Genomic DNA, 26,662 nt, shown 5'->3' with positions numbered 1-26,662 from the left:
GCTTATATTTGAGCATGATAAAATAGTCAAATGTAACAGCAGTCATTTTGTGCGCGATTGTACATTAATTTGTTAATATCTGCATTTGATAACCATTCACACTTTTCTCATTAGGTAACATTTATAATGGATATTAAAGAACACAATACTATTTACTTTGCTGGTGGGTGCCTATGGGGCGTACAAGAGTTTATGAAACACTTACCAGGTGTTGTTAGCACACAGGCAGGGCGCGCTAATGGTACAAGTAAAACTACAGATGGCGAATACGATGGTTATGCTGAATGCGTAAAGGTAATTTTTGACCAAAACGCCGTTAGCCTAAATAAGCTGTTTGACTACTTTTTTGAAATTATTGACCCATACAGCATTAATAAACAAGGGGATGACGTAGGCCCTAAATACCGCACTGCTATTTACAGTAAACACCAAACCCATTTAGACGCAGCAAGCAATTATATAAATAAGCGCAGTGATGCCGATAAAATTGTAGTACAGGTAGAGCCGCTAACTAATTACGTGCCAAGCGATCCTGAGCATCAAGACCGTTTAACCAACCACCCAGATGACTATTGCCATATACCTTTTGAGTTATTGTATAAGTATAAATTGTCATAGAGTTATACTTAGATTACAGGTTACTCAGGCCTTTCAAAGCGATACAATTTAAACGAGCCAGTTTGAAGAGTTGTACCTTTGTGGTTTGAATACATATAGCCTTTGAGTTCTCGGTTGTCTTTATGAATAATTAGCTTATTTGCGAAGAGTGGATTGCTGGTAGTGATTTTCAGTACGTTGTCTATTTCTTGAATATCTTGTGGCATAAAAGTGGTGCTGATTATGTCATTGGTTCCACTTGCAAAATAGGTGAAATATGACTCTTTATTTGGGTGAAATTCAATACTTACGAGTTTTTGATTGCCGTCTAAATTTAATAATCCTACCCAAAAACCATATAAACCTGACTTTTCTATAGCTGCTAATTCATCTATTCTAGAGCGGTATTTATCTATAAATGTATGGACGGTAGATTGCCTTTCTTGTTTTTCCAATCGGTAAGTTTTTGACATGACAAAATCATCGTCTGCATTAGAATAAATTTCTAACACCTCAAATGAATTATCTAAATAACGGCTTAAAATTAATGTAAATTGCAGATGCTCTTTATTAGGGCTAATGAGTTTGATAGTGCAATTAATGCGATTGCATTTAATATCGTTATCATTAAACGCAATTGATTTATTTCTATGAAATGCACTGGCGATATTTGCAATGATTAAACGGTGTTCTCCGTTTTCTTTTATTTCCAGTACATTGTATTCAAAATTATTTTTGTAAATGCCTTGCCATAAGCCCGGTGTTAATTTTAAATTTTCCGCATGTGCGGGGAGCGAAGCAAAAAAGACGAACAGAGTGACTGTAAAATATTTTAAAAATGCCAAGGTATGAGTCCTTTATTAACAAAAAAGCTCACATTTTGTGAGCTTTTTAAAAACTAACTTTAAACTTACAGCTGCTTTTGCGGCGGGAAGTTACTTAAAATATTAGCGACTGTTTCTTTAATTGATGCTTCGCGTTGCTCAGGCGATTGTTTTTTCTTTAAACGGCCTTCTTTTGCGCCGCGCCATACAAGCTGGTTTGATTCGCGGTCAATAATATCAATTACTAACGTACCCACTTCGTATTCGCGGGCGCTAATGTCGCGTTGAAAACCCGTACCCCAGTATCCCCAACGTGCGCCGTAGCCTACGTTAAAGCTGTCTACTTCTAGCTCTTTATCTACCGATGCATGGTAGTTAACTAGTACGTCAGCTTGGGCTGGGTCTACTAAGCTCATACCTAAAGTTTGGCTAAGCTCTTTATTAACGGCAGTACGTACACGTTTTTCCATTAAGCCGTTAATTTGGTAGTTTGTGGTGTCTTTGGTTAGGCTCGCGTTTTCTACCCAAGCAAATGTTTTAAAATTACTAAAGTTGGCTGATTTGTCGTAATCCCAGTCTGGGGTTTGCGTACAGGCTGTAAGTAATGTCAGCGCTGCAACAATAAGTATATTTTTCATTACCTTTGCTCCAATAAAATGCGTTAATTTAAAATAACACACATCGTTTAAATGTGTATTAGTTTAACGTCCTATATTTTAGTTTAGTTGGTTTGCCTTAACGGCCAATTAATTGTGTTCAACTTCAATCCAGTCTTTTTCGTCTACCCAGTTTTGGGCGCCATCTTTCACTGAACGAATAGGTACAATGTAATCACAGCTTACCTGCGGCTTAACCGAGGCAAAAATTGGCACAAAGCCAAAGCTCAGTGCCGTTTCTATGATTGCTTTTTGGTTTTGCGGATCAATGTCGGCCGCTTCATCAATATAAATGGGTATACGGTAAAGGTTTTGTTCCTGATCGCTTAATAAGTAACGAATAAACAACATGCCACATAATAACTTAATAGTAATACGGGTCCCGTTTGAGCCAGCTGAATCGATTTTTTCAAAGTGTTCGGTTTCGCCAGCGCGGTTAACCACTTCAAAACGAATATCAAATAAATCAGTTAATGTAAGGCCTGCTTTGTCGGAGGCAAGTTTTATTAGGTGATCTTTTGCTTCGTTTACTGCGCTTTCGCTGTAAGGTTCTTGGCTTAATAAATCAAGGGTGTCGCCTTGTTCAAACTGATGCGACGTGCTGATAATGGTATCAATACTATCAACCAGCATTTTGCGAGGTATTACGTTAATTTTAAACGCTTGAAGGTTAGAAATACGGTGCTGGCTTATTCCTTTATTAAAGCTGTTCATTTCGCGGCGAAGGCGGTCTAGGTCTTCACGCAAGCCTTTAATTGTGGCGGCTACTTCGGTTAGGGCTACTCGGCCTTGGCGCTCAACGGCATCGCGTTCGTTATCAAGGTTATGAAATGCGCTAATCAACTTTTGGTATTTAGTGAATTCGTCGTTTTCGTTATCGAACTTAGTAATGCCCGCATTATATACATGCAAATAGGTATTACGTACGTTTATGTCAAAGTTGCGCAGCTCTTGGCAGTCTTTATTAAAGTGATGTACTAAGTCGCTTAGGTTATCAAAGTCGACTGTTATATCAATCATATACGGGGTTACTTTACCGCTGTATAAATCAAGCGTGTGGTCAATTCGTTCGCTTTTAACTTGGCGTAGGCGCTCGGTTTGGCGATTAATTTGCTCTTGCTTAGATTTAATTAACGAGCGCCTGTCTGCAATTGAGCCACTATTTTTTTGAATGTCTTGCAGGTAGTCGTCAACTTGTTCTCGCTCTGCTAATAACTGCTCTTTTAGCATGGATTGCGCTTCTACCGATTGCTGCATTACCTCGAATTGCTCTAAGCGTTTTAGTGCGCTCTCTGCGCTCATTAGCTCATCGTAAAGTGCATCTTTTTCTTTTTGTTTATCGGCCACGTTAGCGGCTACTTCGCGCTGTTGTTTAAACTCTTTTAACGAGCGTTCCAGCGCGTCTAGCTGAGCGCTAAGCTGGGCTTTGTTTTCGCCGCTTTGCATTTGCACTGGGGAAAGTTTTTTAAGTTTAATGCTTGCCCCTGGTAGGGTTAGTACACCGCCTTTAACGTTTTCGCTTAATAGCGATAAAAATTCCCCAAAGGCGTCTTCATCATCAATGGTTATATCGCCATTGCTGGTGGTGGCAAACGAGAGTATATCGGGGTTTAAAATCCGCGATATTTCTTCTACCTCTTTAAGTGATAGGTCTTCGCGCATTCGGGTAAACAAATTAAACTCAAGGTTTTTAAGCTGCAGTTTTAAGCTTTTAATTTGCTTTTGCGTTTCGCTAATGCGGTAATCAAGCGTGTGTAGGCTTTGCCCTTGTGCGCTGGTAATCGAGTGCGAAAGCGACTCGTAGTCTTGCTTAAGTTGGCCAAGGGTGGTTTTAAGGGTGGCTTTATTTACCAGTTCAAATTCGCTTTTAAGAGCGCTGTAATCTAAAAACCATTGCTCTATTTGGGTTTGCCTGCGCTCTATATCGCGCGATTGCTGTACGTATAAGCTTTGCTTTTGCTCAAACTCGTGTTTTTCGTGCTCTATGTCTTCAAGGGCAATGGCTAGTTCGCTTAGTTGCTCTTCTTGGTAGGTATCAAAGTCTATTAATGCTTGATCAATTTTAGGCGCGTAGGCTGCTAACTTACCTTTAAGCACGGTTTGGTTCTCAAGCATTGATTCAAGCGCTGTTATTGGCTCTTGCATTGATTCAAGCGCTTTTAATTCGCGTTTAGCCCGATTTACTTTATCAAACGAGCGACGCCATACCTCGTAAAAGTCCACTTTAGAGTTAGACATATGGCGTTCAAACACACGTAGCATAAAGCGTTTAACATCGCTTGCACCCAATTTGTGTAAGTTAAGAATACGCCTAAAAATTTCTTTATAAATGGCGGAGTCTTGCACGTTATTAAGCGGGATCATTTTTAAATTAATGTCGCCGTCAAAAGGGGTTGCGCCGCCGGTAAGCAGGGCGTTTAGCTCTTGTGCTTTAAGCTCTATAGGGTTGTAACCTTGCGTTTTTAAATGATTAAACAGCTTGGTAAACTTAATAATGGTATTACCTTGCGTGTACTGCGCTAAATCAAGTTTGCCCTGATAACAAAAGTACTGATGCGCGTAACCGGCTATTTTACCAAGGCCTGCTACACCAATAACCACCGAGCCATGGGGGAGGTTGGCTTCGAGCAAAATGTACGACTGATCCGATGAAAAATAAAATTTACGGGTTTCATCTAAATCGTGCCCGTCCCATTCGGTTAGGCGCAAATCGTTTATTAGCGGAAATTGTAGGGCGTTTATAACCGAGCTTTTACCGGTATTGTTTGGCGCACAAATAGAGCTGCTTTTATCAAGCGGAATAACACATTTTGCATAACCTGCGGTATTAAGTAGGGCGAGTTTACTTAGTCCGTATAAGTTTTTCATTGCTCGTCCTCTGTAATGTAGGTTTCTTCGTTTACTTCCATAAGTGCATCAATATAGCGGTGAATAGGCGCTTGTAGCATAAAGCCGCCTTCTACTTCGCGGGCAAGGCCTAAACGTACCATGCGCAGGTATACGTCTTTTCGTAAATCTGAGCCCGAAAATATCTCAAGCTGATCAAACAAGTGCTTATTAATTTGCACTAAGGTTTGCATCAGTTCTAAATCGTTTACTTCATCAAATAGGGCACGCATTGGGTCTTTACCCGTATTGGCAAAGTGCTCAATTAAAATGTAAATAGTCAGTGCAATAGCACGGGATATTTTACCCATGTTTGGCGTGCTTTCGTCGCTGGCAAAGTAGTAAAAGCCGCGGCTGTCGTGTTTTAAATCGTGGCCAAGGGCGCTAAATAAGGCGCTATAAGATTCTATGTGCTGGTCAAGCTCTTGCCACATTACGTTGTCTTGTTCGCAAATATGGTAACCCGCACCTAATTTTTTATTAATGGCTTGTAGGTGCGTAAGCTCGTCTAAGTTTATATGTGTCATGTGTTACTCGTCTGCCTGTGTATCTGGCTGTGGCGCAGAATTAAATGGGTATAACGAAAAATGCTGGCCGGCAATTTTTACGCGTATTTTTTCATCGCTTTGGCTAATGTGAATTTCACTGTCGCTGACTAGTTTTTGATATAAAAATAGCATTTCGTCGGCGTCTAATTCTGGGTAGCTTTCATCTAAAAATTGCAGTAATGGCTGGGGCTTTTTACGTTTTTTATTAAAGCGTTTTGCAAAGCTTGTTTTAACATCGTGGTAATCAGGAATGTTTGGCGTAACAAATGCCGGCACGTCTTGTTGCTCTGGGAGTTGGTATTCTTCGTGTTCAAATTCTACCAAGCTTGCCATATAGGCAACTATATGACGCTGCTGGCCAAGCGAATAACGCTGCGCATCGCTTACAAAATTTGGTTGTACCGCGCTTAGCATGTTGTCTACGCCATTTTTACGCACAAGGCCAAGCACTTTTGCTGCCTGGCGGGTAATTAGGTTATTACGGCGTAGCTCTTCGCGCAGTGGCATAAGCATATCGGCACTTTTGCGTAAGCTTTCTCGGCCAACTAAATGCATTTCGAGTATCCGAGTACGCAATTGCTCAAGCATACGTTTGTCGTTGTAGGCTTTGCCTGAGCGTTCAATGTGCTCTATTTGCTTACTTATTTGCTGCTCAATAAGTGTAAAACAGGCATGAAAGTCACCGCGAATATCGACCATTTCAAGCATCGGCTCTATGTATTCGTCAAAGGCTTCTATTACCGCTTTGTAGCGCTTTTGCAAAGATTGCACCGCGTGATCAGATTTAGCTTGCTCAACAATGTTTAAAATAGCGTTTTCGTTGTGCGCGTAAAGCTTCATTATTTTACGTACCCGATCATCCATAATGCGGCTATAGCGGCGTAAATCGTCAAAGTCTTCTATTTCGCCGGCATTATCTAATCGGTTTCCTAGGCGTGCTAAATCATCAACCAAAACGCTAATTTCTTGTGCTAAACCTAGGTGTTCTTCTTGTAATAAAAAGGTCGCAAAATCGGCAATGGCGCGGTTTATTTCAAGCTGGGATGATTTAGCCAATGGAATAAGTATATCTTGATTGAGCAAACGGTTAGTTTCTTTGTATATGCGCTCGTTTGTCCATGTGGGCTGTTTTTGCTTAATGGCGTTTTGCACGTCTTTGAGGCTAAAGTCGGCCATTTTAAAACGTTTAAATAATAGCTCTAAAACACTCCAATGTTCGTTAAGGGTGTTAAGCAGCTTTTTAGCTGGGATCATAATGCGGTGATACATCCTAGTAATGAGTTAACTACGCTTAAAGCAGAGCGTAGTTTTTATATTTTTATAATAAAAAGTACTCGTTATTAACTGGCTTAATTTACACATTTTTTTAGCTGGCGTACAGGCGAGTTACATTAAGCGCTGTAAAAGTAGCCAGCAATGTAAACCCGGGCTAAATTATTCGCGTTATATTAACTAAAACACCTTGACAGCTAGACGTCTAAACGATAACTTTCAAAGCCCCGCTACACAGTGGGGTTTTGTTTTATTAGCCACAGGTTAATACAACATTCAGAAGAGGTGCGATACTTAGGTATTTAATGGTAGGTGACGAACGCCCATAACCATTAAAGAGGGAAGTACTCGCCGAGGAAAACAAGGTTACGTCAACCGTGTTTTTCGGTTTATGGGGCTGAATCCCCAAAACTGTCACCAACTTAGGTGGAGAGCTTCTGGCAGCGGACACATCTTATTTGCATTCCTTTGCCAAGTTCTTCTTGTTTTTTAGCGGTTTGGATACCGCGAAAGGAGACGAAATGACTACCCAATCAGTGCCACAAACAGTATCAGGCGCAAAATCAGATTACATCGTTGCCAAATTTGGCGGAACCAGTGTTGCAAACTTTGAAGCGATGAGTCGCTGCAGCGAAATTATTGTTGCAGATAAAAGCGTACGTATTGTAGCTGTGAGCGCCAGTGCCGGCGTAACTAACCACTTAGTTGCACTGTGCAAACCCGACCTTAGTAAAGAGCAGCGCCAAGCACACATCGATGGCGTATTGGCTATTCAACAGGCTATTTTAGATGAGCTGTCGCTTGATGCCGATTTAGCGGTGGGTTTTAACGAGACGTTAAAAGCATTTCAAACGTTAGCCCTTGAAACACTCACCACTGATCAACAACACGATGAGCTGCTTAGCTTTGGCGAGCGTTTATCGTCTTATTTATTTGCTCAAGTGCTGCGCTTAAAAGGCTTAAATGCAGATAGGTTTGATGTACGCAAAGTGCTTAAAACTGATAGCCAATTTGGTAAAGCAATGCCCGATGTTGCGGCCACTGAACAAGCTGCTAAAGACCTGTTAATTCCGTTATTAGATGAGCAAGTAATAGTTACACAAGGGTTTATTGGTAGTGATGAATTTGGCCAAACCACAACGCTTGGCCGTGGTGGCTCTGACTACAGCGCGGCGTTATTAGCAGAGGCTATTAACGCCAAAAGTGTACATATTTGGACCGATGTAGTGGGTATTTTTAGCACCGACCCGCGTTTATGCGCTAAGGCAACGCCAATTGCCCGTTTAAGCTTTGATGAAGCCGCAGAAATGGCTACATTTGGCGCAAAAGTATTGCACCCTGCGACAATTTTACCAGCAAGCCGTAGCCATATTAATGTATTTGTAGGCTCTAGCCGCGAGCCAGAGCGCGGGGGGACGTGGATTGAGCGTGAAAAATCGCAGCAGCCAGGTATTCGTGCCGTTACGCAGCGTAAAAACCAAATATTGCTAACGCTTAAAAGCCCAGAAATGTTATTAGCAAGTGGCTTTTTGGCCCGTGTATTTACTATTTTAAGTGAATTTAATATATCGGTAGATTTAGTTACTACCTCAGAAATTAGTGTTGCCATAACCCTAGATAACGCGCCTAATGCCTCGCGACCTGAGCTTGAGCAAGCGTGTTTAGATAAATTGGCCGAATTTTGTCATGTATCGGTTGAAAATAACTTAACCTTAGTGGCGCTTATAGGGTCTGAAATACAGCTACGCCAGCACGAAATGAACTTAATGAACGTATTAAAAGAGTTTAATATTCGATTAATTTGTCATGGTGCAAGTAAGCACAACTTATGCTTTTTAGTAGAGCAAAGCGAATCAGATACCGTGGTACAAGCAATACACAGCCGCTTATTAGAAAGCGCTGCTTAAGCTTTTAAAGCCAAGTTATTAAGTATCCAAGTTATTAAGTATAAAGCACCGCCAGTCGGTGCTTTTTTTATGCGCCACGCTTATATCAAACTCCTCATTGGCAACCGTTATGGTGTTACTCGATGCTGTAAGGTTTAACAAAGAAAATTCATCAAATACATTTGGGTTAAGCAACTGCGCTATTGGGCGGCTAGTTGCTTTAGCGAGTGCCTCTTTTAAGGTCCAAATTCTAAAAAAGCGGTTGGCTTGCTCTTTTATAGCCAAAGGCGCGGTAATTAAGGCAATTTCAGCCTTATGATAAAAATGCTTAGCGAGCTTTTCGAATGGGCGTTTTAAGTTTATTTTTTCAATATCAAAGCCAAACTCCGCCTTAGTAACATTAAGTGCTACACCAACTAAGCCATGCGAGTGCGAAATACAGGTATTAATAACGGTGTGGTTTATATGGAGCTGTAGTTTTGAGCATTCTTCATTAAAGTGGGTGCTCATTTTATTAAGCGGTATGTGTGCGTATTGGGGCTGAGTATGCTTTGCAAGTTGCTTTAGTAATATACGCGATGCTACATATTCTTGCTTTGCTTGCATGCGTTTACGACGATTTATAACGCTTAGCTCAAATGGGCTTAGGTATTGGGTTAAATCAAGGTGTTCTACATTAAGTGTGTTGGCATTAAACACTAAAATAGTATTGTTGCTAGGGGGTAAATCGCTATAAAAAGAGGGAGCAATACTTAGGGTGTTTTTAAAAAAGTGGTTAGTCATACGCGCTTAAAATAAGTGAGTGCTGTAATTATGAGCGGTTAACAGCGCTTATTTATGCCAAAAGCAATTTTATTACTCAGTTGGCATTAAATATGGTTTAATTCACAATAATCAAAGAATAACAGAATTTGTAGATGTATGGCACAAGTGCGTGATGGATTTCAAAGCCGTTTTGGTTTTGTTTTAGCCGCTGCAGGCGCAGCAGTGGGTTTAGGTAATATTTGGGGTTTTCCTACGCAGGCGGCCAACCATGGTGGCGGTGCATTTTTATTGGTTTACTTTGTAGTTATATTTTTACTTGCGCTACCTGCGCTTTATACCGAACTTTATTTAGGCCACCAAGCGCAAGCAAACCCAGTAAAAGCATTGGGTAATGCGTGGCAAAATACCAACAAAAAAGTAGGGGCTGCCGCAGGATATATTGGCCTTGCGGGCGCTGTGGTTATGCTTAGCTTTTATTCTATTGTAGCTGGGTGGATGCTCTCTTACGCGATAGAGCCTATTACTACATTTTTTGGTTTTACCGCCGCAAGCGAATTTTTACACAGCGACTCTATGGTGCGTAATTTTATATTTACGCCGCTTATGCTTATTTTAACCGCCAGTATTATTTTAAAAGGGGTTAAATCAGGGATTGAAACCTGGTCACGTCGTTTAATGCCATTGTTATTGGTGCTACTAATAGGCTTAATTTTTTATATAGCCAGTTTAGAAGGCGCCAGCGAAGGGTTTGCTGCTTATTTAATTCCTAATTTTAGCCAAGTGCTTGACCCAAATTTAATTATTGCTGCAATGGGGCAGGCGTTTTTTTCGCTCTCATTAGGGGTTGGCTGCATGATGATTTATGGCTCGTACCTGCAGCCAGATGCAAATCTGCCAAAACTAACTGCAAGCGTTGCACTACTTGATACCAGTGTGGCATTTTTAGCAGGTTTACTGATAGTGCCTGCAATTTATGTAGCGCAGCATAACGGAGTAGAGGTGTTTAGCGGCGGAAAACTTATAGGTGAAGGGCAGCTTATATTTGCTATTTTGCCTGAGCTTTTTAGTACCATGGGCGAAATTGGCTTACTAATTGGGTTACTGTTTTTTGTACTTATGTCGATTGCATCGGTTACATCGACTATTTCTACCACAGAAATACCGGTAGCGTTTTTAGTAGAAAACCACCGCGTAGATCGTACTAAAGCAACGTGGGCCGTTAGCCTAGTGGTGTTAATATGCGCTAGTGCAATAATATTAAACTTTGAGTGGTTATTTGGTTTAGTCATCATGCTATTTACTCAGTACCAACTTCCACTTATGGGGCTATTTTATTTCATAACCGCAGGTTGGATGTGGAAACGCGGTAATAAGCTTCATAAAGCCAGCACGGGCACGCATTACTGGTTTGCTCAATACATTCGTTTTGTGTGCCCAGTATTAATGACTCTTGTTTTTGCAAACGTTGCGTTTGGCTAAAGTATTTTAAGCTTTACCCGTTATGTAAATAGCAAAACGGATAAAGCTAAATTAATGGGCCGCGGCTTTATAAAACCTCATTGGTTAAAGGTCTTTGTTCATTAATTTCTATTGCGTTTTGTATGGTGGTATTGGCAATTTCGCTAAGGGCTTCTTGAGTAAAAAAGCCTTGGTGGCCAGTTATTAATACGTTTTTAAAACTAACTAAGCGCGAGAATATATCGTCTTGGTTTATCTCGTCGCTATGGTTTTTAAAAAATAGCTCCGACTCCTGCTCGTACACATCAAGCCCTAAATACCCTAGCTTTTTAGTTTTAAGCGCATTTATACACGCTTTGCTATTAAGTAGCGCACCGCGCGAAGTGTTAATTAGCATTACCCCAGGTTTCATTTTATTAAATGCATCGTCATTTATTAAATGGTGTGTTTGCTCATTCAGTGGGCAGTGCAGTGAAATTATATCGCTTTGAGTAAGCAGCGAATCTAAATCGGTGATGGTGTAATTGCCAGGTGTTGCATAAGGGTCGCACACTAAAACATGCGCGCCAAAGCCATTTAAAATATTACAAAGGGCAAGGCCAATTTTACCACAGCCTATAATGCCAACTGTTTTGTCGTGTAAGTTAAAGCCTAATAAACCGTTTAAATCAAAGTTGTCTTCGCGTACGCGGTTATAGGCTTTATGTGTTTTACGGCTAAGGGTAAGCATAAGTGCAACACAGTGCTCAGCTACGGCTTCTGGGCTGTAGGCGGGTACTCGTAATACCTTAATGTTGTGTGCTTTGGCAGCCACTAAATCAACATTATTAAACCCTGCGCAGCGAAGTAAAATAGTATTAATTCCATGCTCAGCAAGGTGCTCAATAACGAGGGCGTTAACCGTGTCGTTTACAAATACACACACAGCATCAAACCCTTCAGCAAGCAGGGCTGTTTGCTCATTCAGTGCTTGCTCAAAGTAACAAATCTCTATTTGAGGGTGTTTGTTAATACTGCGCTTAAAAAAAGGCTGCTCGTATTTTTGCGTACTAAAAAAAGCAATGTTCATGTTATTTACTCCAAAGCCTAGCTGTTATAGCAATCCGTATAATCAAGTGATCTATTTTGAGGATGTAAAAACGCGTTGATAGCAAGGCAAAAAATTCGCTATTTAGTTGTTCTCGGCAATTGCTCCTGCATTGCTCTACCTTCTGCATCCATGCAGTCGTAAATGAGAGTTTTTTAACACAGATAGCGACACGTTTAGCCCCTAAAAATGATTAAGTATTATTGCCGATTGGTATTGTACATAACCTTAAACTAGTTTAATAAAGCATGCTTGAGTAACCACCCGTTTATTGATTTAGAATAATTAAGCGCCTTTTAATGCATTAAAGTTAGGTATTATTTTTGCGTTATTTAAATTATTAGCGTTTAGTGCGCTAGGTAAATTTGCCTCAATGACCTGTTTAAGCGTTTCGGGCTTGGTGCGCGGCGCATAACGTGCAACGAGCTGACCTTGTGGGTTAATTAAAAACTTGGTGAAGTTCCACTTTACTGCGCGGTTTTGCGAAATACCGCGGGTATGCGACTTTAAATAATTAAACAGCGGGTGCGCCTCGGGCCCATTTACCATTACCTTACCAAACACTTTGAACGACACGTCAAATTGCCCTTGATAAAAGTCTTTAATCGCGAGGTTATCAAGCGGCTCGTTTTGGCCAAATTGATGACAAGGAAACGCTAAAATAGTGAAGCCGCTATTTTTATATTCTTGATAGAGCTTTTCTAGCGAACTTAATTGCACCGAAAAATTACATTTACTTGCTGTATTAACAATAAGTACTGTTTTGCCTTTTAGCTGGCTAAGCGCAAAGCTTTCGCTGTTGTACAAAGGGGCACTAAATTGATAAATACTATCCATGGTTACCTACTTATTTCCTTACGTTGGAAATTTATAAAGACTTAATTCGCTTTTTAAGCAGCCGATTGACATAATCGGGCATAGTTTCTAAGTTAGCAGGAAAATAAGGCACTTTTATGTCAATCAATGTTGCATTTATAGGTTTAGGGGTAATGGGTTACCCAATGGCAGGGCATTTAGCAAAAGCGGGCTTTAATGTGTGTGTATATAACCGCACTCAGGCAAAGGCGCAAAGCTGGGTAGATGAGTATGCAGGAAGCTTTGCTACCACGCCGCGAGACGCTGCAAATAATGCTGATATTGTATTTATGTGTGTAGGTAATGATGATGACTTACGTGCGGTTGTTTACGGCGAAAATGGTGTTTTAGCGGGGATGGCCGTTAATAGCATTTTGGTTGACCATACTACTACATCGGCCGAAGTAGCCCGTGAAGTAGCAGAAAAAGCAGCCCTGCAAAATATAGATTTTATAGACGCGCCCGTATCAGGCGGACAAGCAGGTGCTGAAAACGGCGTGCTTACAGTCATGGCAGGCGGTAACGAAGCTGTTTTCACTAAAGTGCAACCCGTAATGGCAGCATATAGCCGTTTTAGCCAGTTATTAGGCGATGTGGGCGCAGGGCAGTTATGTAAAATGGTTAATCAAATTTGTATTGCCGGCGTAGTGCAAGGCTTAGCCGAGGGCTTACACTTTGCTAAACAAGCAGGGCTTGATGGTGAAAAGGTAATTGAAACCATTTCAAAAGGGGCTGCGGGTTCGTGGCAAATGGAAAACCGCTACAAAACAATGTGGGCAGGTGAGTACGAGTTTGGTTTTGCCGTAGATTGGATGCGTAAAGACTTAGGCATCGCGCTTGATGAAGCTAAAAACAACGGCGCTACGTTACCTATGACTGCAACGGTTGATCAATATTACGCCGACGTACAAGCGCTTGGCGGGGGGCGATACGATACATCAAGCTTACTAGCACGCATTGAAGCACTGCATAAAAAATAACGTTTTGAGTATATCAATGTAAACGCCAAACTTGCGTGATGGGCAAAGCCCGTAAAGTGATTTATTCACAAAGAGGATAAGAGGCGCTTCGCTTTTAGAGGAAGAGATAGTTCTAAAAAGGTTTATGTTTTTATGTCTTCTCATTTATTCCTCATTCGCTTCTCTTTGTGGATTATTTTTTATTTAAAAAGCTGCGCTTTTCACGTGAGCAAGCTTTACGTCTACAGCGAAGGTGTAGATATGGGTTTTACTTGATGCGCAGCTTGCTGGCGTGATGGGCAAAGCCCGTAAAGTGATTTATTCACAAAGAGGGTAAGAGGCGCTGCGCTTTAGAGGAATAGATAGTTCCAAAAAGGTTTATGTTTTATGTCTTCTCATTTACTCCTCATTCGTTTCTCTTTGTGAGTAGTGTTTTATTTGAGCATTTAAAAGCTGCGCTTTTCACGTGAGCAAGCTCTGCCTCTACCACGCTGGTGTAGACATGGGTTTTACTTGTAGACGCGAAGCTTGCTTACGTGACGGGCAAAGCCCGTAAAGTAATTTATTCACAAAGAGGATAAGAGGCGCTTCGCTTTTAGAGGCAGTGATAGTTCTAAAAAGATTGTTGTTGGCCTTTATGTTTTCTCATTTACTTCTCATTCGTTTCTCTTTGTGCAAAAAATTTTGGCTTTGATTGTAGTAGTAAAGTTATATAAAACAAAAAACGCGACACTTTATTGCTAAAGTGTCGCGTTTTAAAAGTGTTCTACACAAACTTAAACTAAATTACATGCTTTGCGCGTAGTTATACAAAGCCTTTAAAATGGTTAGGTTTTTTTCGCTGTCGTCGTGCTCATGGGCCAAGTTTTCAAGGGTGATCATAAAATCTTGTGCACTAATTGAGGGTTGATCTTCTCCGTGCATTAACTTGTTTTGGCAATACTGACGCCATTGGTCAAGCTCTTGCTGGTTGAGCGTTTCAGGCCAGTTTCGCGCGCGGTATCTAAACAGTAATGTATTGAACTTTTTATCTTCAAAATCTAAATTTAAGCCCGCTAGCTCGTCTGGTTTAGCATCGCGAATAATCGCAAATTTAGCTTTGTCGGCATGGCTTGTAAAGCCATCGTAAAGTAAGTAATCAACGTTAGTGGTTGCGCTGTAATCGCCTTTTTCATTAAACACTTCGGTTACTTTATCGCGAAGCTCGGTATTGGCTTTTAAAATAGCTAAATTAGCGAGGCATTGCTCGCGGTCAATGCCTAAACGGGCTGCGTTTTCAGGCAATAACGTTTTAGCAGGCGCTAAAATAGGGCACTTGTTTAAATGCACCAATTTTAAACCAACAGGTAAATCGCCCTCGGCTAAATCAACGCGTTTGGTGTATAAACGTTTACGTAACTCTTCTACGTTTAAGTCAAGCAATACTTGCGGGTTTTGGGTTAAATCAAAACATATAACGGCGTTTTTATTTACCGGATGAAAGCTCATAGGCGCTACCCACGTAGTACAGCCCTGCGTTGCAGGAATACGCGATGATGTGTGTACCAGCGGCGTCATGTTAAATACATCAACTAACTCACCAAGCGCTTTTTTATTACGCAGCCCAAAAAAGAAGTTATAAAGCTTTGGTTGTTTTTCTTTTATAAGTTTAGCCAGTGCAATAGTGGCAGTTACATCGCTTAGCGCATCGTGAGCAGCGGCGTGTTCAATGCCATTAGCTACCGTTAAATGTTCAAGCTTAAAGCTCGGGCTGCCGTCTTCTTTTAACGGCCATTCAATCCCCTCAGGGCGCAGCGCATAACACGCACGTACTAAATCAATAATATCCCAGCGGCTGTTATTGTTTTTATATTCGCGCTCGTACGGGTCGTAAAAGTTACGATAAAAGCTATAACGGCTTACTTCGTCATCAAAGCGAATACTGTTATAACCAGCCACACAGGTGTTTGGCGCACTAAATTCAGCGTGAATTTTGGCTATAAACTCAGCCTCAACCAAACCTTTTTGCATCGCCACTTGTGGCGTAATACCCGTAATTAAACATGCCTCAGGGTGAGGCAAGTAATCCGCTTGCGGCTTACAATATTCAATAAGCGGCTCGCCTATTATATTTAAATCAAGATCGGTACGAATTCCCGCAAACTGGCTCGGCTTATCTTTTTGAGGGCTCGCCCCCCAGGTCTCATAATCGTGCCAGTAGATTGTTGCTTGATTTTGCTCTTGATATGCCATGCTAAAAACCCTGAGAAGTTAACTTAAAAACGCCTAAATGCACGCCAAGTTACTAAAATAATGAATTATTTAGATTATGGCATATGGGCGAGGGAGTTTATAGGTTTGGGTGATAAATGATGTTATGGAACTTTGTAGTAATACGTCAAGTTTGAGTTTTGTTCCAATCCACAATCACGAATTAAAAGTAAGGGCGCGCGCCGTTATAGCCCATGGCTTGCTAACCTTTTTGCAAATAATTATTACCGGTCCAAAGTAAATCAAACGCAAATTTGCTAAGCACTTGGTGCTTTAACAGCTGGTTTGGTGGATAAATGATGCTGCAGACATAGGCTTTAAGTTTGAAGCTGTTATGGAAAAGTTAAGCCACTTGAACGGACTAAGTAAAGAGCGGGTTCGGTTACTGATTGTATAAATACCAATTACCGTAAATTAGTAATTTGGCATTAGACTAAAGTCTATAAGTTAATTTTCTTCACTTATTGGTTTTGTTTTAATCGTTTGTCGGTTTTGTGTTAATTCTCTAAAGTTGAATTGTCGGCAACAAGCACGACTAACTCAACAGGAACATAATCATGAAAAGCTCACTTATCAAAACCATCGCTCTTGGCTCTTTATTAACTTGCTCAGCTGCTGTAATGGCTGATACAAGTGACTACAAATTAATGGTTATCGAACAAGCGACTGCACCGCAGCCAATTGAGCAGTCATTTAATAGTTGCGCACTTAATGTTAAGTCAAAAAACTATGCTGAAGCTGAAGCAATTTGTACAAAAGCAATTGCACTTTTAAAAGATGCAGACGGCCCTAAATTTAAAGTACGCCAACTTACGTCATTCGCGTTAAGTAACCGAGGTGTTGCACGCTTAAAATCAAATAATGACACAGCAGCCATTGCTGATTTGTACGAGGCAGCGCAAATGTCTAACAGTACAATGGTATCGCATAATTTAACACTTGCTAAAGAAGAGCTTGCGCTATAAAAAAGCACTAAACATGCTTTAATTAAGCCAGTGTATAAAAAGCCCATGTTAGGTTTATTCTTAACATGGGCTTTTTGCGTTGCACGGTTAAAAACTGCAAATCATAAAAGTGGAAACTACTTATTAGGCTTTAAATTTAAGAGAGCTAGATTATGGATGTCACCAGTACGTTGAGCATATTTGAAATTAGCGCGATTTTTTTATCTATAACCGCATTACTTGCTTATATAAATCATCGGTTTATTGGCCTGCCAACCACCATTGGGGTGATGGTTATTTCGCTTTTAGTGTCTATTGCGGCCATATTTTTGGGCTTTTTAGGGTTTGATGAACTTATTGATTACGAAGTAAGCCTACTTGATCAACTCAATTTTACTCATGTATTGCTCGACGGCATGCTCTCAATGCTGCTTTTTGCTGGGGCGCTGCACGTTAATGTAAGTGACTTAAGACGTTATAAATTACCCATAGGTATTTTAGCGTGTGTGGGTACGCTAGTTTCAACAGTGATTATTGCTGCAGCGTTATATGTAGTAGTGCCTTTATTGGGATTTAATTTATCGTTTATATGGTGTTTATTATTTGGTGCGTTGATTTCGCCAACCGATCCGATAGCGGTGATGGGTATTTTACGCTCTGCTGGTGCGCCTAAAAGTATTGAAACCGTAATAGCGGGGGAGTCGCTATTTAATGATGGTATAGGCGTGGTGGTATTTGCGCTTTTATTAGGAATTTTAACCAGTGGTGATATGCCAACTACATACTCAGTGGCTCATACACTCGCTGTTGAAGCGGGGGGCGGTATAATATTTGGTTTAATATTAGGCGCTGCTTTAAATTATTTATTAAAAGCAATAGATAGCTACCAAGAAGAAGTATTACTTACGCTAGCGGGTGTTATAGGCGGTTATGCATTGGCGAGTCACTGGCACTTATCGGGGCCACTTGCGATGGTTATGGTGGGATTAATGGTGGGTAATCATGGCCGTAATTTAGCCATGAGTGATAAAACACGCCACTATGTTGATTTGTTTTGGGAGCTAATTGATGAAATTTTAAATGCCATTTTATTTGTGCTAATTGGCCTTGAAGTGGTAATGATTGTGTACTCAGCTAATTTGCTGGTGGCGGGCGTTTTAACCATTTTAATTGCGCTATGCGCACGTCTTATTGTGGTTGGCCTAACAACAACTATTTTTAATAAACAGCTCGAGCTGCCCAGCGGTGCATGGAAAGTGTTAACCTGGGGAGGGTTACGTGGCGGTATTTCGGTGGCACTGGTGTTGCAGCTACCTGATGGATCGCAGCGTAATATATTATTGGCCTTAACTTATGCAGTGGTGGTTTTTTCAATTTTAGTGCAAGGCTTGAGCGTAGGAAAAGTCGCCAAAAGCATAAAAACAAAATAAATTTTAAAGATTGATTTTTGTACAGTTTGCTGGCTTTTATGCGTAACTACTGCATAACACTCGTTTTAAAACCTTTTTCAAAACAAGCAGTAATTACGCTGGTTTACACGCTGTTAAACATTTAAATTTGTACGTATATTAGACTAAAGTCTATAGGTTAATTTTCTTCACTTATTGAGTTTGTTTTTCTCGTTTGTCGGCGCTGAGCTATTACTCTAAAGTTCAGTTGTCGGCAACAAGCACGACTAACTTAATTAGGATAGGCAAACCATGAAACGTACACTTTTAAAAACCATCGCTCTTGGCTCATTACTAACTTGCTCAGCAGCTGTAATGGCTGATTCAAGTGACTACAAACTAATGGTTATCAAAACCGCTACTGCGCCATTGCCACTTGAAGAGTCATTCAATAGCTGCGCACTTAACGTTAAATCTAAAAATTACGCTCAAGCTGAAGAAATTTGTACTAAAGCCATTGCACTATTACAAGATGCACAAGGCCCTAAATTTAAAGTACGCCAGCTTACATCGTACGCTTTAAGCAACCGTGGCGTTGCACGTTTAAAAGCGCATAACGATACAGCAGCATTAGCTGATTTATACGAAGCAGTACAAATCTCTGAAAACACATTAGTGTCTCATAACTTAACTCGCGCTAAAGAAGAGCTTGCCTTATAAAGCAATTTAATTAGCGAGAGTCACAAAAAAGCCCCTACCGATTTATATTAGGTAGGGGCTTTTTTGTGCGTGTAATAAAATTTTTTTATAAAACTCACATGTAAATTTAAAAGCGAGAAAGCCCGTTTTAGAAAGCTTTATTTTTGGAATTATTACTTTTACCTGTTTTTTATACGAGGTTTCTGTAAAATTAATGAGTTAACATTTGTTATTGATTTATAACACCTGTTATTGACGTAATCATTCAACTAAATATAAGCAGGTTATATGATTTTCTATATTGTTGGGTTGAGTACATTGGTTATTATTTTGTGTTTAGCTATTTATGTTATTTATAGCAATATACGCAAAAACCGAGTAAGAAAAACTAAGGAATACAATGTGCTGTTTGATAAAGACACCATTGTAGATGAGCTTATTACTCAACTTACGGATAAAAACCAAGCCCAAGTAGATAAACATAAAAAAATAAAAGGCAAAGAAGAGATCCTTGCAACATTTATAGAATTGCATCGCTCAGGTAGTTTTTGTGCGCATTTAAGCGAGCAAGAAATTATTTACTTTGTTAAGAAAAAACTAAACATGGAGAGTAAGGAAAATGGATAGCGATAAAAAAGCGGTTCCAGAAGAAAAGTCACAATCATTTATAGGTCGTTTTGGCCGACGAAATGTCATTTTAGTAACATCAATAGTGGTTGTGTTGGCTGTTATAGCAACGCTTACTTCACAAGTTATTTCTTGGAACGAAGCTGACGAGCGTTTAGTTCATCAATCGGCGTTTACCGGAAAGTTAACGGTTATTAACCAAGCTGGCCCATATTTAAAAGCATTTGGCACTACATCTGCTTATAAAAAGGTTATATCGATTAACTTTACGGGTGACGAAAACGCGACTGCGAGTGCAATTGTACCTCTTATTCCAATACGCTTTTTGGATACAACAACCGGTGGTGCACGTGGTGTATCGCGCTTTAGGTTGCCAGGCAATGTACCAGCCACTGAAAAAGGTGAATTACGTGGATTACTAAAAATACACGAAGAGTTTGGTTCGCAAGATACGCTTATATCTAATTTACTTATGCGTGCTACTACAGAAAACGTTAAAGCGTCGGCGCGTATGATGTCGGTTGAGCAGCATTATTCTGGTGGAAACGGGCAACTTAGCCAAGACTTCTCTGATCAACTTACTAATGGTATTTTTGTTACTGAACAAATAATCAGCAGCGGTGAGCGGGATAAAAGCGATGAACTAGGTAGCTTAAGTAAACAGCAGCGTGTAACGGTAAATATTAAATCTGATAAAGAGGGTAAACCGCTGCGTAATGCGCCGATTTTAGGTGCGTATGGTATTACTGTTGTAGATGCAAGTATTATTGATATTGACTACGAAAGTAAAGTAAACGCGCGCTTAGAAGCGCAAAAGCAAGCGGCTGCAGATGAAGCCTTGGCACGTCAAAACCTTAAAAAAGCAGAGCAACAAGCGCGTACAGAAGTTGCCTTAGGCGAACAAGCAATAGCAAAGCAACGGGCAGAGTCTGAAAAGCTTAAAATTAAAGAGCAAATCGATGCCGAGCGTATTAAAGCGAATGCTATTATTTCTGCGCAGCAACGTGTAGCTGTAAAAGCTGAGTTGGCTAAAGAGCAAGAAGAGATATTAAAGCAACAACGTTTAGAAGCACTAGGCATGGATGTGTTAGCTGAGGCACGCTTACGTGCTAAATCAGCAGCGCTTGATCCTAAATATGTGTTTGATGAAACATTAAAAGCTGAGGTGAAAATTCAAACTGCTTTATTCAATAGTTTAGGAAAAAGCCGTTTAGTGCCTGAAATTGTAATAGGTGCAGGACAGGGCGAACAAAGCAATGGTTCTGAATTTATGCGATTATTAGCGGCAGATGCGGCTTTAAGTCTTAAAAAACGTTTAGAAAAAGACCAAAAATAAACAATTAAATATACAAGCAATAGTGAGTTTTTAGTTATAAAGACTCTACACCAATAAAAACGCTGGCTGATATATCAGGCAGCGTTTTTTATTGTGTGTTTTTTGCTATTGTATTATGCAGATAAGCCTATACCAATTCGCAATAATACTTAATTAAGCGAATTGGTATTAGATGCTAGTGAAAACAGTTTTTTTAATTACACAGTAAAAAGAGTGAGTAGTATTGATGGGCTCCAGCAAAAATCAGCTTAATTTAGACTTAGGACAAGAGCATATTACTATCCAACGCCGTTATGAAGCATTAGGCGCAGTTAACGATTTTTTAATTGCGGTGTGGTTTTTAATTGGTAGCTTTTTCTTTTTAAATGAGTCATTAGTTGAAAGCGGTACCTGGCTTTTTATAGCTGGCAGTGCGCAATTAATAATAAAACCTGTATTAAAATTAATGAGTTTAGTTCACGTTAAAAAAGTGTTTCGTTCTAACAATACTCACTAGGCGTTCAGGTATTGTAATTAATAATTTAATGACTATTCACAGCAAAGGTAATGCATTGAAACTACTAAAGTGGACTTTGGGCGCAGTTATAATTTTATTAATAGTGGGTTTACTCATTCCTGAGAAGCTAGTAATTCCTGTGCAAGGCGCTACAAGTAAAGATTGGAACCACAATACGTTTTGGTATGAGCCGTGGGGGCGCTCGGGTGTGCATAAAGGAATTGATATTTTTGGCGCTAAAAACACCCCTGTGGTTGCTGCAACAAGCGGTATTGTTATTTTTTCAGGTGAACTAAACCGAGGTGGCAAAGTGGTTGCGGTATTAGGTGCAAAATGGCGAGTGCATTATTTTGCACATTTAAATGACTACAATGTAAGTGCAGGGGATGTAGTTAGCATACACAGTCAAATTGGTTTGCTGGGTGATACCGGTAATGCTGCAGGAAAGCAACCCCATGTGCATTATTCTATATTATCGCTTATGCCTATGCCGTGGCTTTTTACAACACAAAGCCAAGGGTGGAAAAAAATGTTTTTTTTAAACCCACATAAAAAGTTGACTGCTAACTAACTCAGTCTTACTTATAAGTGGGCCGTTACAAATTAACTGCCAACGTAGTTAACTCGCCTGTTTTTGCTGTATTTTTTGAAAGTGAAAGAAACGCTATTTAAAGCAGGTGTTAGACTAAAGTCTATAGGTTAGATTTTCTCACTTATTAGGTTTGTTTTTATCGTTTGTCGGGGCAAGAGGATTTATCTAAAGTTAAGTTGTCGGCAACAAGCACGACTAACCAAACAGGAAGATAATCATGAAACGTACACTTTTAAAAACCATCGCTCTTGGCTCATTATTAACTTGCTCAGCTGCTGCAATGGCTGATCAAAGTGACTACAAATTAATGGTTATTGAAGATTCTGTAACAGCCGCACCAGAGTTTGAACAGCCATTCAATAGCTGTGCACTTAATGTAGAATCTAAAAACTACACAGAAGCTGAAGCCATTTGTACACAAGCAATTGCCTTATTAAAAGAAAGCCGTGGCCCACGTTTAAAAGTACGCGAACTTACATCGTTTGCATTAAGTAACCGTGGTGTAGCCCGCATGATGGCCAAAAAAGACACCGCAGGCCTTTCAGATTTATACGAAGCGTATCAAATTTCTAAAAACTCACTGGTATCTCATAATTTAACGCGTGCTAAAGAAGAGCTTTCTTTATAAGCGAAAATTATTAAAGCCCCAGTTTGGTAGCTACTTAACTGGGGTTTTTTGTATTATAAGTGAAAATATTGGCTATGCTTTTAAATTGTTTATTTGGCAGTAATCTTCACTTTATATGTTAATTAGTTGCGTTCCTTTATCTACCCGTTCTTACGGCCTCTTTATAACCCATTGAATAATAATACTTTAAGTCACTCATTAATATTGTTAATTCCACATCATTTTTTTAAAAATATCCAATCGCAATTTTGAACTGTCGATTATATCTAAAAACGGGATTATGCCATTTATAAGCTCTTGTAAAATAAACCTTATTATCATTATAAAGCTTTATGTTTAGGCCTTTTTTATTTAAAGTTGTAAGGATATTTCTGATTCAGTTAGTATTAATGTTTATTTAATCTACTCTTGATTAATTTGAGCAGGTTGTTTTTGCGCGTTAGTTACTATTTCTAATTAAAAAAATTATATAAGTAACAGCGCTTTTAGGGAGCTACGCAATTTTTGCGTAGGTAAAAGGATTTAAAATGAAATTCAAATTCAATAGCGTAGTTGCGACTTTTATTGTTGCAACTATTAGCCTTTCTGTTACCGCCGAAGATATAGAGCTTTACGTAAACCACAATGTAGAAACCGATGAAAAGCCTCGAGTTTTAATTGTATTTGATACATCTGGGAGTATGGGAAGTAAACTTCCTAATAATGGGCCAAGAAAAATTGATGCTGCTAAAGATGCAATGACCGACTTGGTTAATAATAATGAGTCTATTGATTTTGGGCTTATGCGCTTTCAAAATAACTACGGCGGTTATGTTATGGCTGAAATTGGCTCTTCAAGAGCTACGGTTAAAAATCAGATAAAGAGCCTACCTGCTAGTGGCAGTACACCAGTTACTGAAACATTATGGGAAGCTTATTTATACTTAACTGGGCAACAAGTTTTATATGGGTATGAAGAATATTCAGGAGATGAAGATTTTTTAAGTAAGACTGTTACTTATGTAAAAAATTATCATAACAAAAATAAAAAAGTAACTACTCTTACATATATTTCGCCATTCGAAACTGATTTAGATAGCGATGAGCGCTGTGATAATTCTATTAACCTTATTTTAATGACGGATGGCGATCCGCAAAGTGACACTGAAAGTAATAATGAAATATACCATCTTTATAAATCTAAGTTTGGTTCATACCCAGGTACAACAAGTGGGAGTTATTTGGCTGCACTAGCACAAATAATTCATGGAACAAGTGACGTAGAAATTGATTTGTACGATAGCACACCTGAAATTGCCGATACTGGACGAGTATTTACCATAGGTTTTGGCAGTGGAATGAGTCTTAACGGTAAGAATCTACTAGAACAAACAGCTCAAGTAGGTGGTGGAGAATATTTACATGCAAATACTTCTGCGGAGCTTTCAGAGAAATTAAATAGCACCATTTCTAAAATAAGAGAAGTAAACGATACTTTTTCCTCCCCAACTGTTGCCAGTAATAACGTTGATCAAACTCGTAGCCGTGAAGCTATTTACTTTACAATGTTTTACCCAGAAAGCGGTGCACGCTGGAAAGGGAACTTAAAAAAATTAGCTATGTCTGGTTCTTCCATCGTTGATTCTGATGGCAATCAAGCTATAGGTGCTGACGGTTTAATTAAAGAAGAGGCTCGCACGTTTTGGCTACCTTCAGATAAATCGGCGGACGGTAATTTAGTAGCACAAGGTGGAGTGAACTCTTTTCTTTCTACTTTAGATGGACAAGGTCGTAAACTATATATAGATTCAGGCGGTAAAATTGTTGATTTTACCTTCGATAAAGTAAAAGAAACTTTAAATATAGTGTCAGATACTATGGGTGGTTTGATCCCTGGTTCAGATGTGTCGATTTCGCTTAAAGATATTAATTGGGCAAGAGGCATAGACGTTGACGATGAGGATTCAGATGGCTCATATGTTGATCAGCGTTCTGATATTTTTGGAGACCCACTTCATTCTAAGCCGGTATCTATTGATTATGGTGATGGCAACATACGTATTTTAGTGGGCACTAATGCTGGCTTTTTGCACATGTTTAACGATAAAGGTGACAGCATTGAAGAGGAGTGGGCATTTATGCCTGCTGAGCTGTTACAAAACATACCTGCGCTTCGTACAAATCAAGCCAATACTAAAGTGTATGGTATGGATGGGCCTATTAGTGTGTTTTTTAACAATAAAAGTTTAAACAGTGACGGCTTAAATGACGGAGTAGTAGATGCCACTAAAGGTGATGAAGTATGGGCATTTGCTGGTATGCGCCGTGGGGGTAAAAACTATTACGCAATTGATATTAGCTCACCAGATAAGCCAAAACAGTTATGGAGTAAGCCTATTGTAGGCGGCTCGGATGGGTTTGAATACCTAGCTCAAACCTGGTCAAAACCACAAATAGCCTATATTAAAGCGTTTGGAGATGAGCCTTTACTGGTATTTGGTGGCGGATACGATACAAACAAAGACAACGCGATTCGTAGCGAGGATGAATCAGGCACGGGAATTTACATTGTTAAGGCTAAAACTGGCGAAAGAGTATGGGCGTTAACGCCTGATGATAATAATTTCCAAGGTAAGCACAGTATAGCTGCTGATATAGCAACGCTTGACTCAGATTATGATGGTTACATTGACCGTTTATATGCCACCGATACGGGGGGTAATATTTGGCGTGTGGATATGCCAGGCTCTGACAAAAATAGTTTTTCTCATTACAAATTAGCAGAGCTTGGCAGTTCATTAGCAACGCAAGACCGACGCTTTTTTTACAAGCCACTAGTGGCACGTACTATGTTTAGTAAAGTGAGCAAAACGAGCTATGGCGGTGAAGAAATAACCACACGATTAGATACGCCTTACGATGCCATCGTGATAGGCAGTGGTAATCGCTCAAATCCGCTTGCAACCAATGAGCAAGATCATCTTTACATGATTCGCGATGAACAAACCGTAACTAAAACCTTCGATTCACAAAATACGCCAGAGCCCATAGTGCCAAGTGATTTAATGCTTATGAATGACGACCCATTTGGCAATGCACTAGATAATGTAGATGAGTTTGTAGAACTTGAAGCTGATTTAGCAGGCTTTAAAGGGTGGCGATATGAGCTAAGTAATGGTGAAAAATCATTGGCTGCAGCCACCGTGGTAGGAGGCGTAGCTTATTATACATCGTTTACACCTGCACTAGAGTCTGATAAAAATCAGTGCTCTTTAACAGGGGGCGGTGGTGCAATGTATGCTTTTCATTTGCACTATGGCACAAAAGTGTACGACCAACTTAAATTTACTACCAGCTACGATGTACCCGACACCGCTCAGTTGTATTTTGGTGAAGGCGACTCATGTATAGATGCTAATAATAATGGGTTATGTGATGTGCCAACACCTGATGATGGTACCCCTGGTGATGGCTACGAGTACGAAGAAACAATACCTGTGAGCCAAGTAAGCCAGTTTTATTTAATCGGCCCGAGCCTTACTGGGGAAGGCGCAGTAAACCCTATCAAACCGCCTGAAATTAACGGACCAGGGCTAACTGTTGTTGATGGTAAAGTTAAACTTGTAAATGACAGCGACACATTAGGCTTTGGCTTTAAAACGCAGCAAACCTACATATATAAGCGTGAAGAAAACGATTCTTCATCTGATTAGGTTAGCCTTAGCTCAAGAGTCGCAGCGTTTATTATTTACCGCGCATGCCTTTAAAAGGCATGCGCTAACTTTTCTAGCTAATACTAAAGAGCCCAAAGCAAACCTTGCTACGTTAAAGTGTTCTGCTTAAGAAAGCTCAACAATGTAATTTTTGCCTAAAATTTAACGCGCCTCCTACCTAAAATAGATTACCTAACCAAGCGAATTTGTATTAATA

Annotated in this window: 22 protein-coding genes and 1 riboswitch; of the genes, 13 read left to right on the top strand and 9 right to left on the bottom strand. The window is 39.9% G+C overall.

Features of this window, described 5'->3' with window-relative positions:
• The first annotated feature begins 126 nt into the window (after positions 1 to 126).
• The gene (locus tag MTF68_RS03330; RefSeq protein WP_248461657.1) at positions 127 to 618 is read left to right on the top strand and encodes a peptide-methionine (S)-S-oxide reductase; all 492 of its coding nucleotides are present in this window, start codon (positions 127 to 129) and stop codon (positions 616 to 618) included.
• Positions 619 to 638: 20 nt separating this feature from the next.
• On the opposite strand, the gene MTF68_RS03325 is transcribed toward MTF68_RS03330, so the two are convergent.
• The 5 genes from MTF68_RS03325 to MTF68_RS03305 all read right to left on the bottom strand — a co-directional run bounded on the left by MTF68_RS03325 (position 639) and on the right by MTF68_RS03305 (position 6,765).
• Complete coding sequence (locus MTF68_RS03325; RefSeq protein ID WP_248461656.1) at positions 639 to 1,442, bottom strand: methionine sulfoxide reductase; 804 nt, start codon at positions 1,440 to 1,442, stop codon at positions 639 to 641.
• A gap of 65 nt (positions 1,443 to 1,507) precedes the next feature.
• Positions 1,508 to 2,059: a DUF4136 domain-containing protein gene (locus tag MTF68_RS03320; protein ID WP_054983133.1), complete on the bottom strand. Its 552-nt coding sequence runs from the start codon at positions 2,057 to 2,059 to the stop codon at positions 1,508 to 1,510.
• Between the two features lie 108 nt (positions 2,060 to 2,167).
• The gene (locus MTF68_RS03315; RefSeq protein ID WP_029774581.1) at positions 2,168 to 4,945 is read right to left on the bottom strand and encodes a hypothetical protein; all 2,778 of its coding nucleotides are present in this window, start codon (positions 4,943 to 4,945) and stop codon (positions 2,168 to 2,170) included.
• Positions 4,942 to 5,490: a hypothetical protein gene (locus MTF68_RS03310; protein WP_024033404.1), complete on the bottom strand. Its 549-nt coding sequence runs from the start codon at positions 5,488 to 5,490 to the stop codon at positions 4,942 to 4,944. The genes MTF68_RS03315 and MTF68_RS03310 overlap by 4 nt, the downstream gene beginning before the upstream one ends.
• Before the next feature lie 3 nt (positions 5,491 to 5,493).
• Positions 5,494 to 6,765, bottom strand: coding sequence for a hypothetical protein (locus MTF68_RS03305; protein WP_248461655.1), 1,272 nt, complete (start codon positions 6,763 to 6,765; stop codon positions 5,494 to 5,496).
• Positions 6,766 to 7,055: 290 nt separating this feature from the next.
• Positions 7,056 to 7,228, top strand: a riboswitch (Lysine riboswitch).
• A 76-nt stretch (positions 7,229 to 7,304) separates the two neighbouring features.
• On the opposite strand from MTF68_RS03305, the gene lysC reads away from it, so the two are divergent.
• Positions 7,305 to 8,690, top strand: a complete 1,386-nt coding sequence (lysC, locus tag MTF68_RS03300) for a lysine-sensitive aspartokinase 3 (RefSeq protein ID WP_248461654.1) — start codon at positions 7,305 to 7,307, stop codon at positions 8,688 to 8,690.
• A gap of 18 nt (positions 8,691 to 8,708) precedes the next feature.
• Here the strand turns inward: lysC and MTF68_RS03295 are convergent, their stop codons facing one another.
• Positions 8,709 to 9,452: a 4'-phosphopantetheinyl transferase superfamily protein gene (locus tag MTF68_RS03295; protein ID WP_248461653.1), complete on the bottom strand. Its 744-nt coding sequence runs from the start codon at positions 9,450 to 9,452 to the stop codon at positions 8,709 to 8,711.
• Positions 9,453 to 9,590: 138 nt separating this feature from the next.
• On the opposite strand from MTF68_RS03295, the gene MTF68_RS03290 reads away from it, so the two are divergent.
• Positions 9,591 to 10,913 (top strand): sodium-dependent transporter, encoded by a 1,323-nt coding sequence (locus MTF68_RS03290; RefSeq protein ID WP_004587706.1) that lies wholly within the window; start codon positions 9,591 to 9,593, stop codon positions 10,911 to 10,913.
• A 67-nt stretch (positions 10,914 to 10,980) separates the two neighbouring features.
• On the opposite strand, the gene MTF68_RS03285 is transcribed toward MTF68_RS03290, so the two are convergent.
• Both MTF68_RS03285 and MTF68_RS03280 read right to left on the bottom strand, forming a co-directional pair.
• Positions 10,981 to 11,961 carry a 2-hydroxyacid dehydrogenase gene (locus MTF68_RS03285; protein ID WP_248461652.1) on the bottom strand — a complete coding sequence of 327 codons (981 nt, stop codon included), beginning with the start codon at positions 11,959 to 11,961 and terminating at the stop codon, positions 10,981 to 10,983.
• A gap of 303 nt (positions 11,962 to 12,264) precedes the next feature.
• Positions 12,265 to 12,816 carry a glutathione peroxidase gene (locus MTF68_RS03280; RefSeq protein ID WP_004587708.1) on the bottom strand — a complete coding sequence of 184 codons (552 nt, stop codon included), beginning with the start codon at positions 12,814 to 12,816 and terminating at the stop codon, positions 12,265 to 12,267.
• A gap of 116 nt (positions 12,817 to 12,932) precedes the next feature.
• Here MTF68_RS03280 and MTF68_RS03275 point away from each other — a divergent pair, with 116 nt between their 5' ends.
• Positions 12,933 to 13,814, top strand: coding sequence for an NAD(P)-dependent oxidoreductase (locus MTF68_RS03275; protein WP_248461651.1), 882 nt, complete (start codon positions 12,933 to 12,935; stop codon positions 13,812 to 13,814).
• Between the two features lie 765 nt (positions 13,815 to 14,579).
• Here the strand turns inward: MTF68_RS03275 and sbcB are convergent.
• A complete protein-coding gene (gene sbcB / locus MTF68_RS03270) occupies positions 14,580 to 16,025 on the bottom strand; it encodes an exodeoxyribonuclease I (protein WP_096041538.1) in 1,446 nt (481 codons plus the stop codon).
• Between the two features lie 575 nt (positions 16,026 to 16,600).
• Between sbcB and MTF68_RS03265 the strand changes: the two genes are divergently transcribed.
• The 9 genes from MTF68_RS03265 (at position 16,601) to MTF68_RS03225 (ending at position 26,445) form a co-directional block, all read left to right on the top strand.
• On the top strand, positions 16,601 to 17,008 hold the full coding sequence (locus MTF68_RS03265; RefSeq protein ID WP_004587201.1) for a hypothetical protein: 408 nt from the start codon (positions 16,601 to 16,603) through the stop codon (positions 17,006 to 17,008).
• A gap of 152 nt (positions 17,009 to 17,160) precedes the next feature.
• Positions 17,161 to 18,417 (top strand): sodium:proton antiporter, encoded by a 1,257-nt coding sequence (locus MTF68_RS03260; protein ID WP_248461650.1) that lies wholly within the window; start codon positions 17,161 to 17,163, stop codon positions 18,415 to 18,417.
• Positions 18,418 to 18,687: 270 nt separating this feature from the next.
• Positions 18,688 to 19,095, top strand: a complete 408-nt coding sequence (locus MTF68_RS03255; RefSeq protein WP_096739465.1) for a hypothetical protein — start codon at positions 18,688 to 18,690, stop codon at positions 19,093 to 19,095.
• Positions 19,096 to 19,362: 267 nt separating this feature from the next.
• Positions 19,363 to 19,701, top strand: coding sequence for a methanolan biosynthesis protein EpsI (locus tag MTF68_RS03250; protein ID WP_248461649.1), 339 nt, complete (start codon positions 19,363 to 19,365; stop codon positions 19,699 to 19,701).
• On the top strand, positions 19,694 to 21,037 hold the full coding sequence (locus tag MTF68_RS03245; protein WP_004587205.1) for an SPFH domain-containing protein: 1,344 nt from the start codon (positions 19,694 to 19,696) through the stop codon (positions 21,035 to 21,037). The genes MTF68_RS03250 and MTF68_RS03245 overlap by 8 nt, the downstream gene beginning before the upstream one ends.
• 226 nt (positions 21,038 to 21,263) lie before the next feature.
• Positions 21,264 to 21,533 (top strand): YrhK family protein, encoded by a 270-nt coding sequence (locus tag MTF68_RS03240; RefSeq protein WP_004587206.1) that lies wholly within the window; start codon positions 21,264 to 21,266, stop codon positions 21,531 to 21,533.
• 28 nt (positions 21,534 to 21,561) lie between these two features.
• Positions 21,562 to 22,104, top strand: coding sequence for a M23 family metallopeptidase (locus MTF68_RS03235; RefSeq protein WP_248461648.1), 543 nt, complete (start codon positions 21,562 to 21,564; stop codon positions 22,102 to 22,104).
• A 238-nt stretch (positions 22,105 to 22,342) separates the two neighbouring features.
• Entirely contained in the window at positions 22,343 to 22,753 is a 411-nt protein-coding gene (locus MTF68_RS03230) for a hypothetical protein (protein ID WP_096041541.1), read from the top strand.
• Positions 22,754 to 23,280: 527 nt separating this feature from the next.
• Positions 23,281 to 26,445 (top strand): PilC/PilY family type IV pilus protein, encoded by a 3,165-nt coding sequence (locus tag MTF68_RS03225; protein WP_248461647.1) that lies wholly within the window; start codon positions 23,281 to 23,283, stop codon positions 26,443 to 26,445.
• Positions 26,446 to 26,662 lie beyond the last annotated feature (217 nt).

Origin of the sequence: Pseudoalteromonas sp. 2CM37A, from assembly GCF_023161885.1 — a bacterium.
Classification (GTDB): Bacteria; Pseudomonadota; Gammaproteobacteria; order Enterobacterales; family Alteromonadaceae; genus Pseudoalteromonas; species Pseudoalteromonas atlantica.
This window is presented reverse-complemented; position numbering and strand designations above follow the sequence as displayed.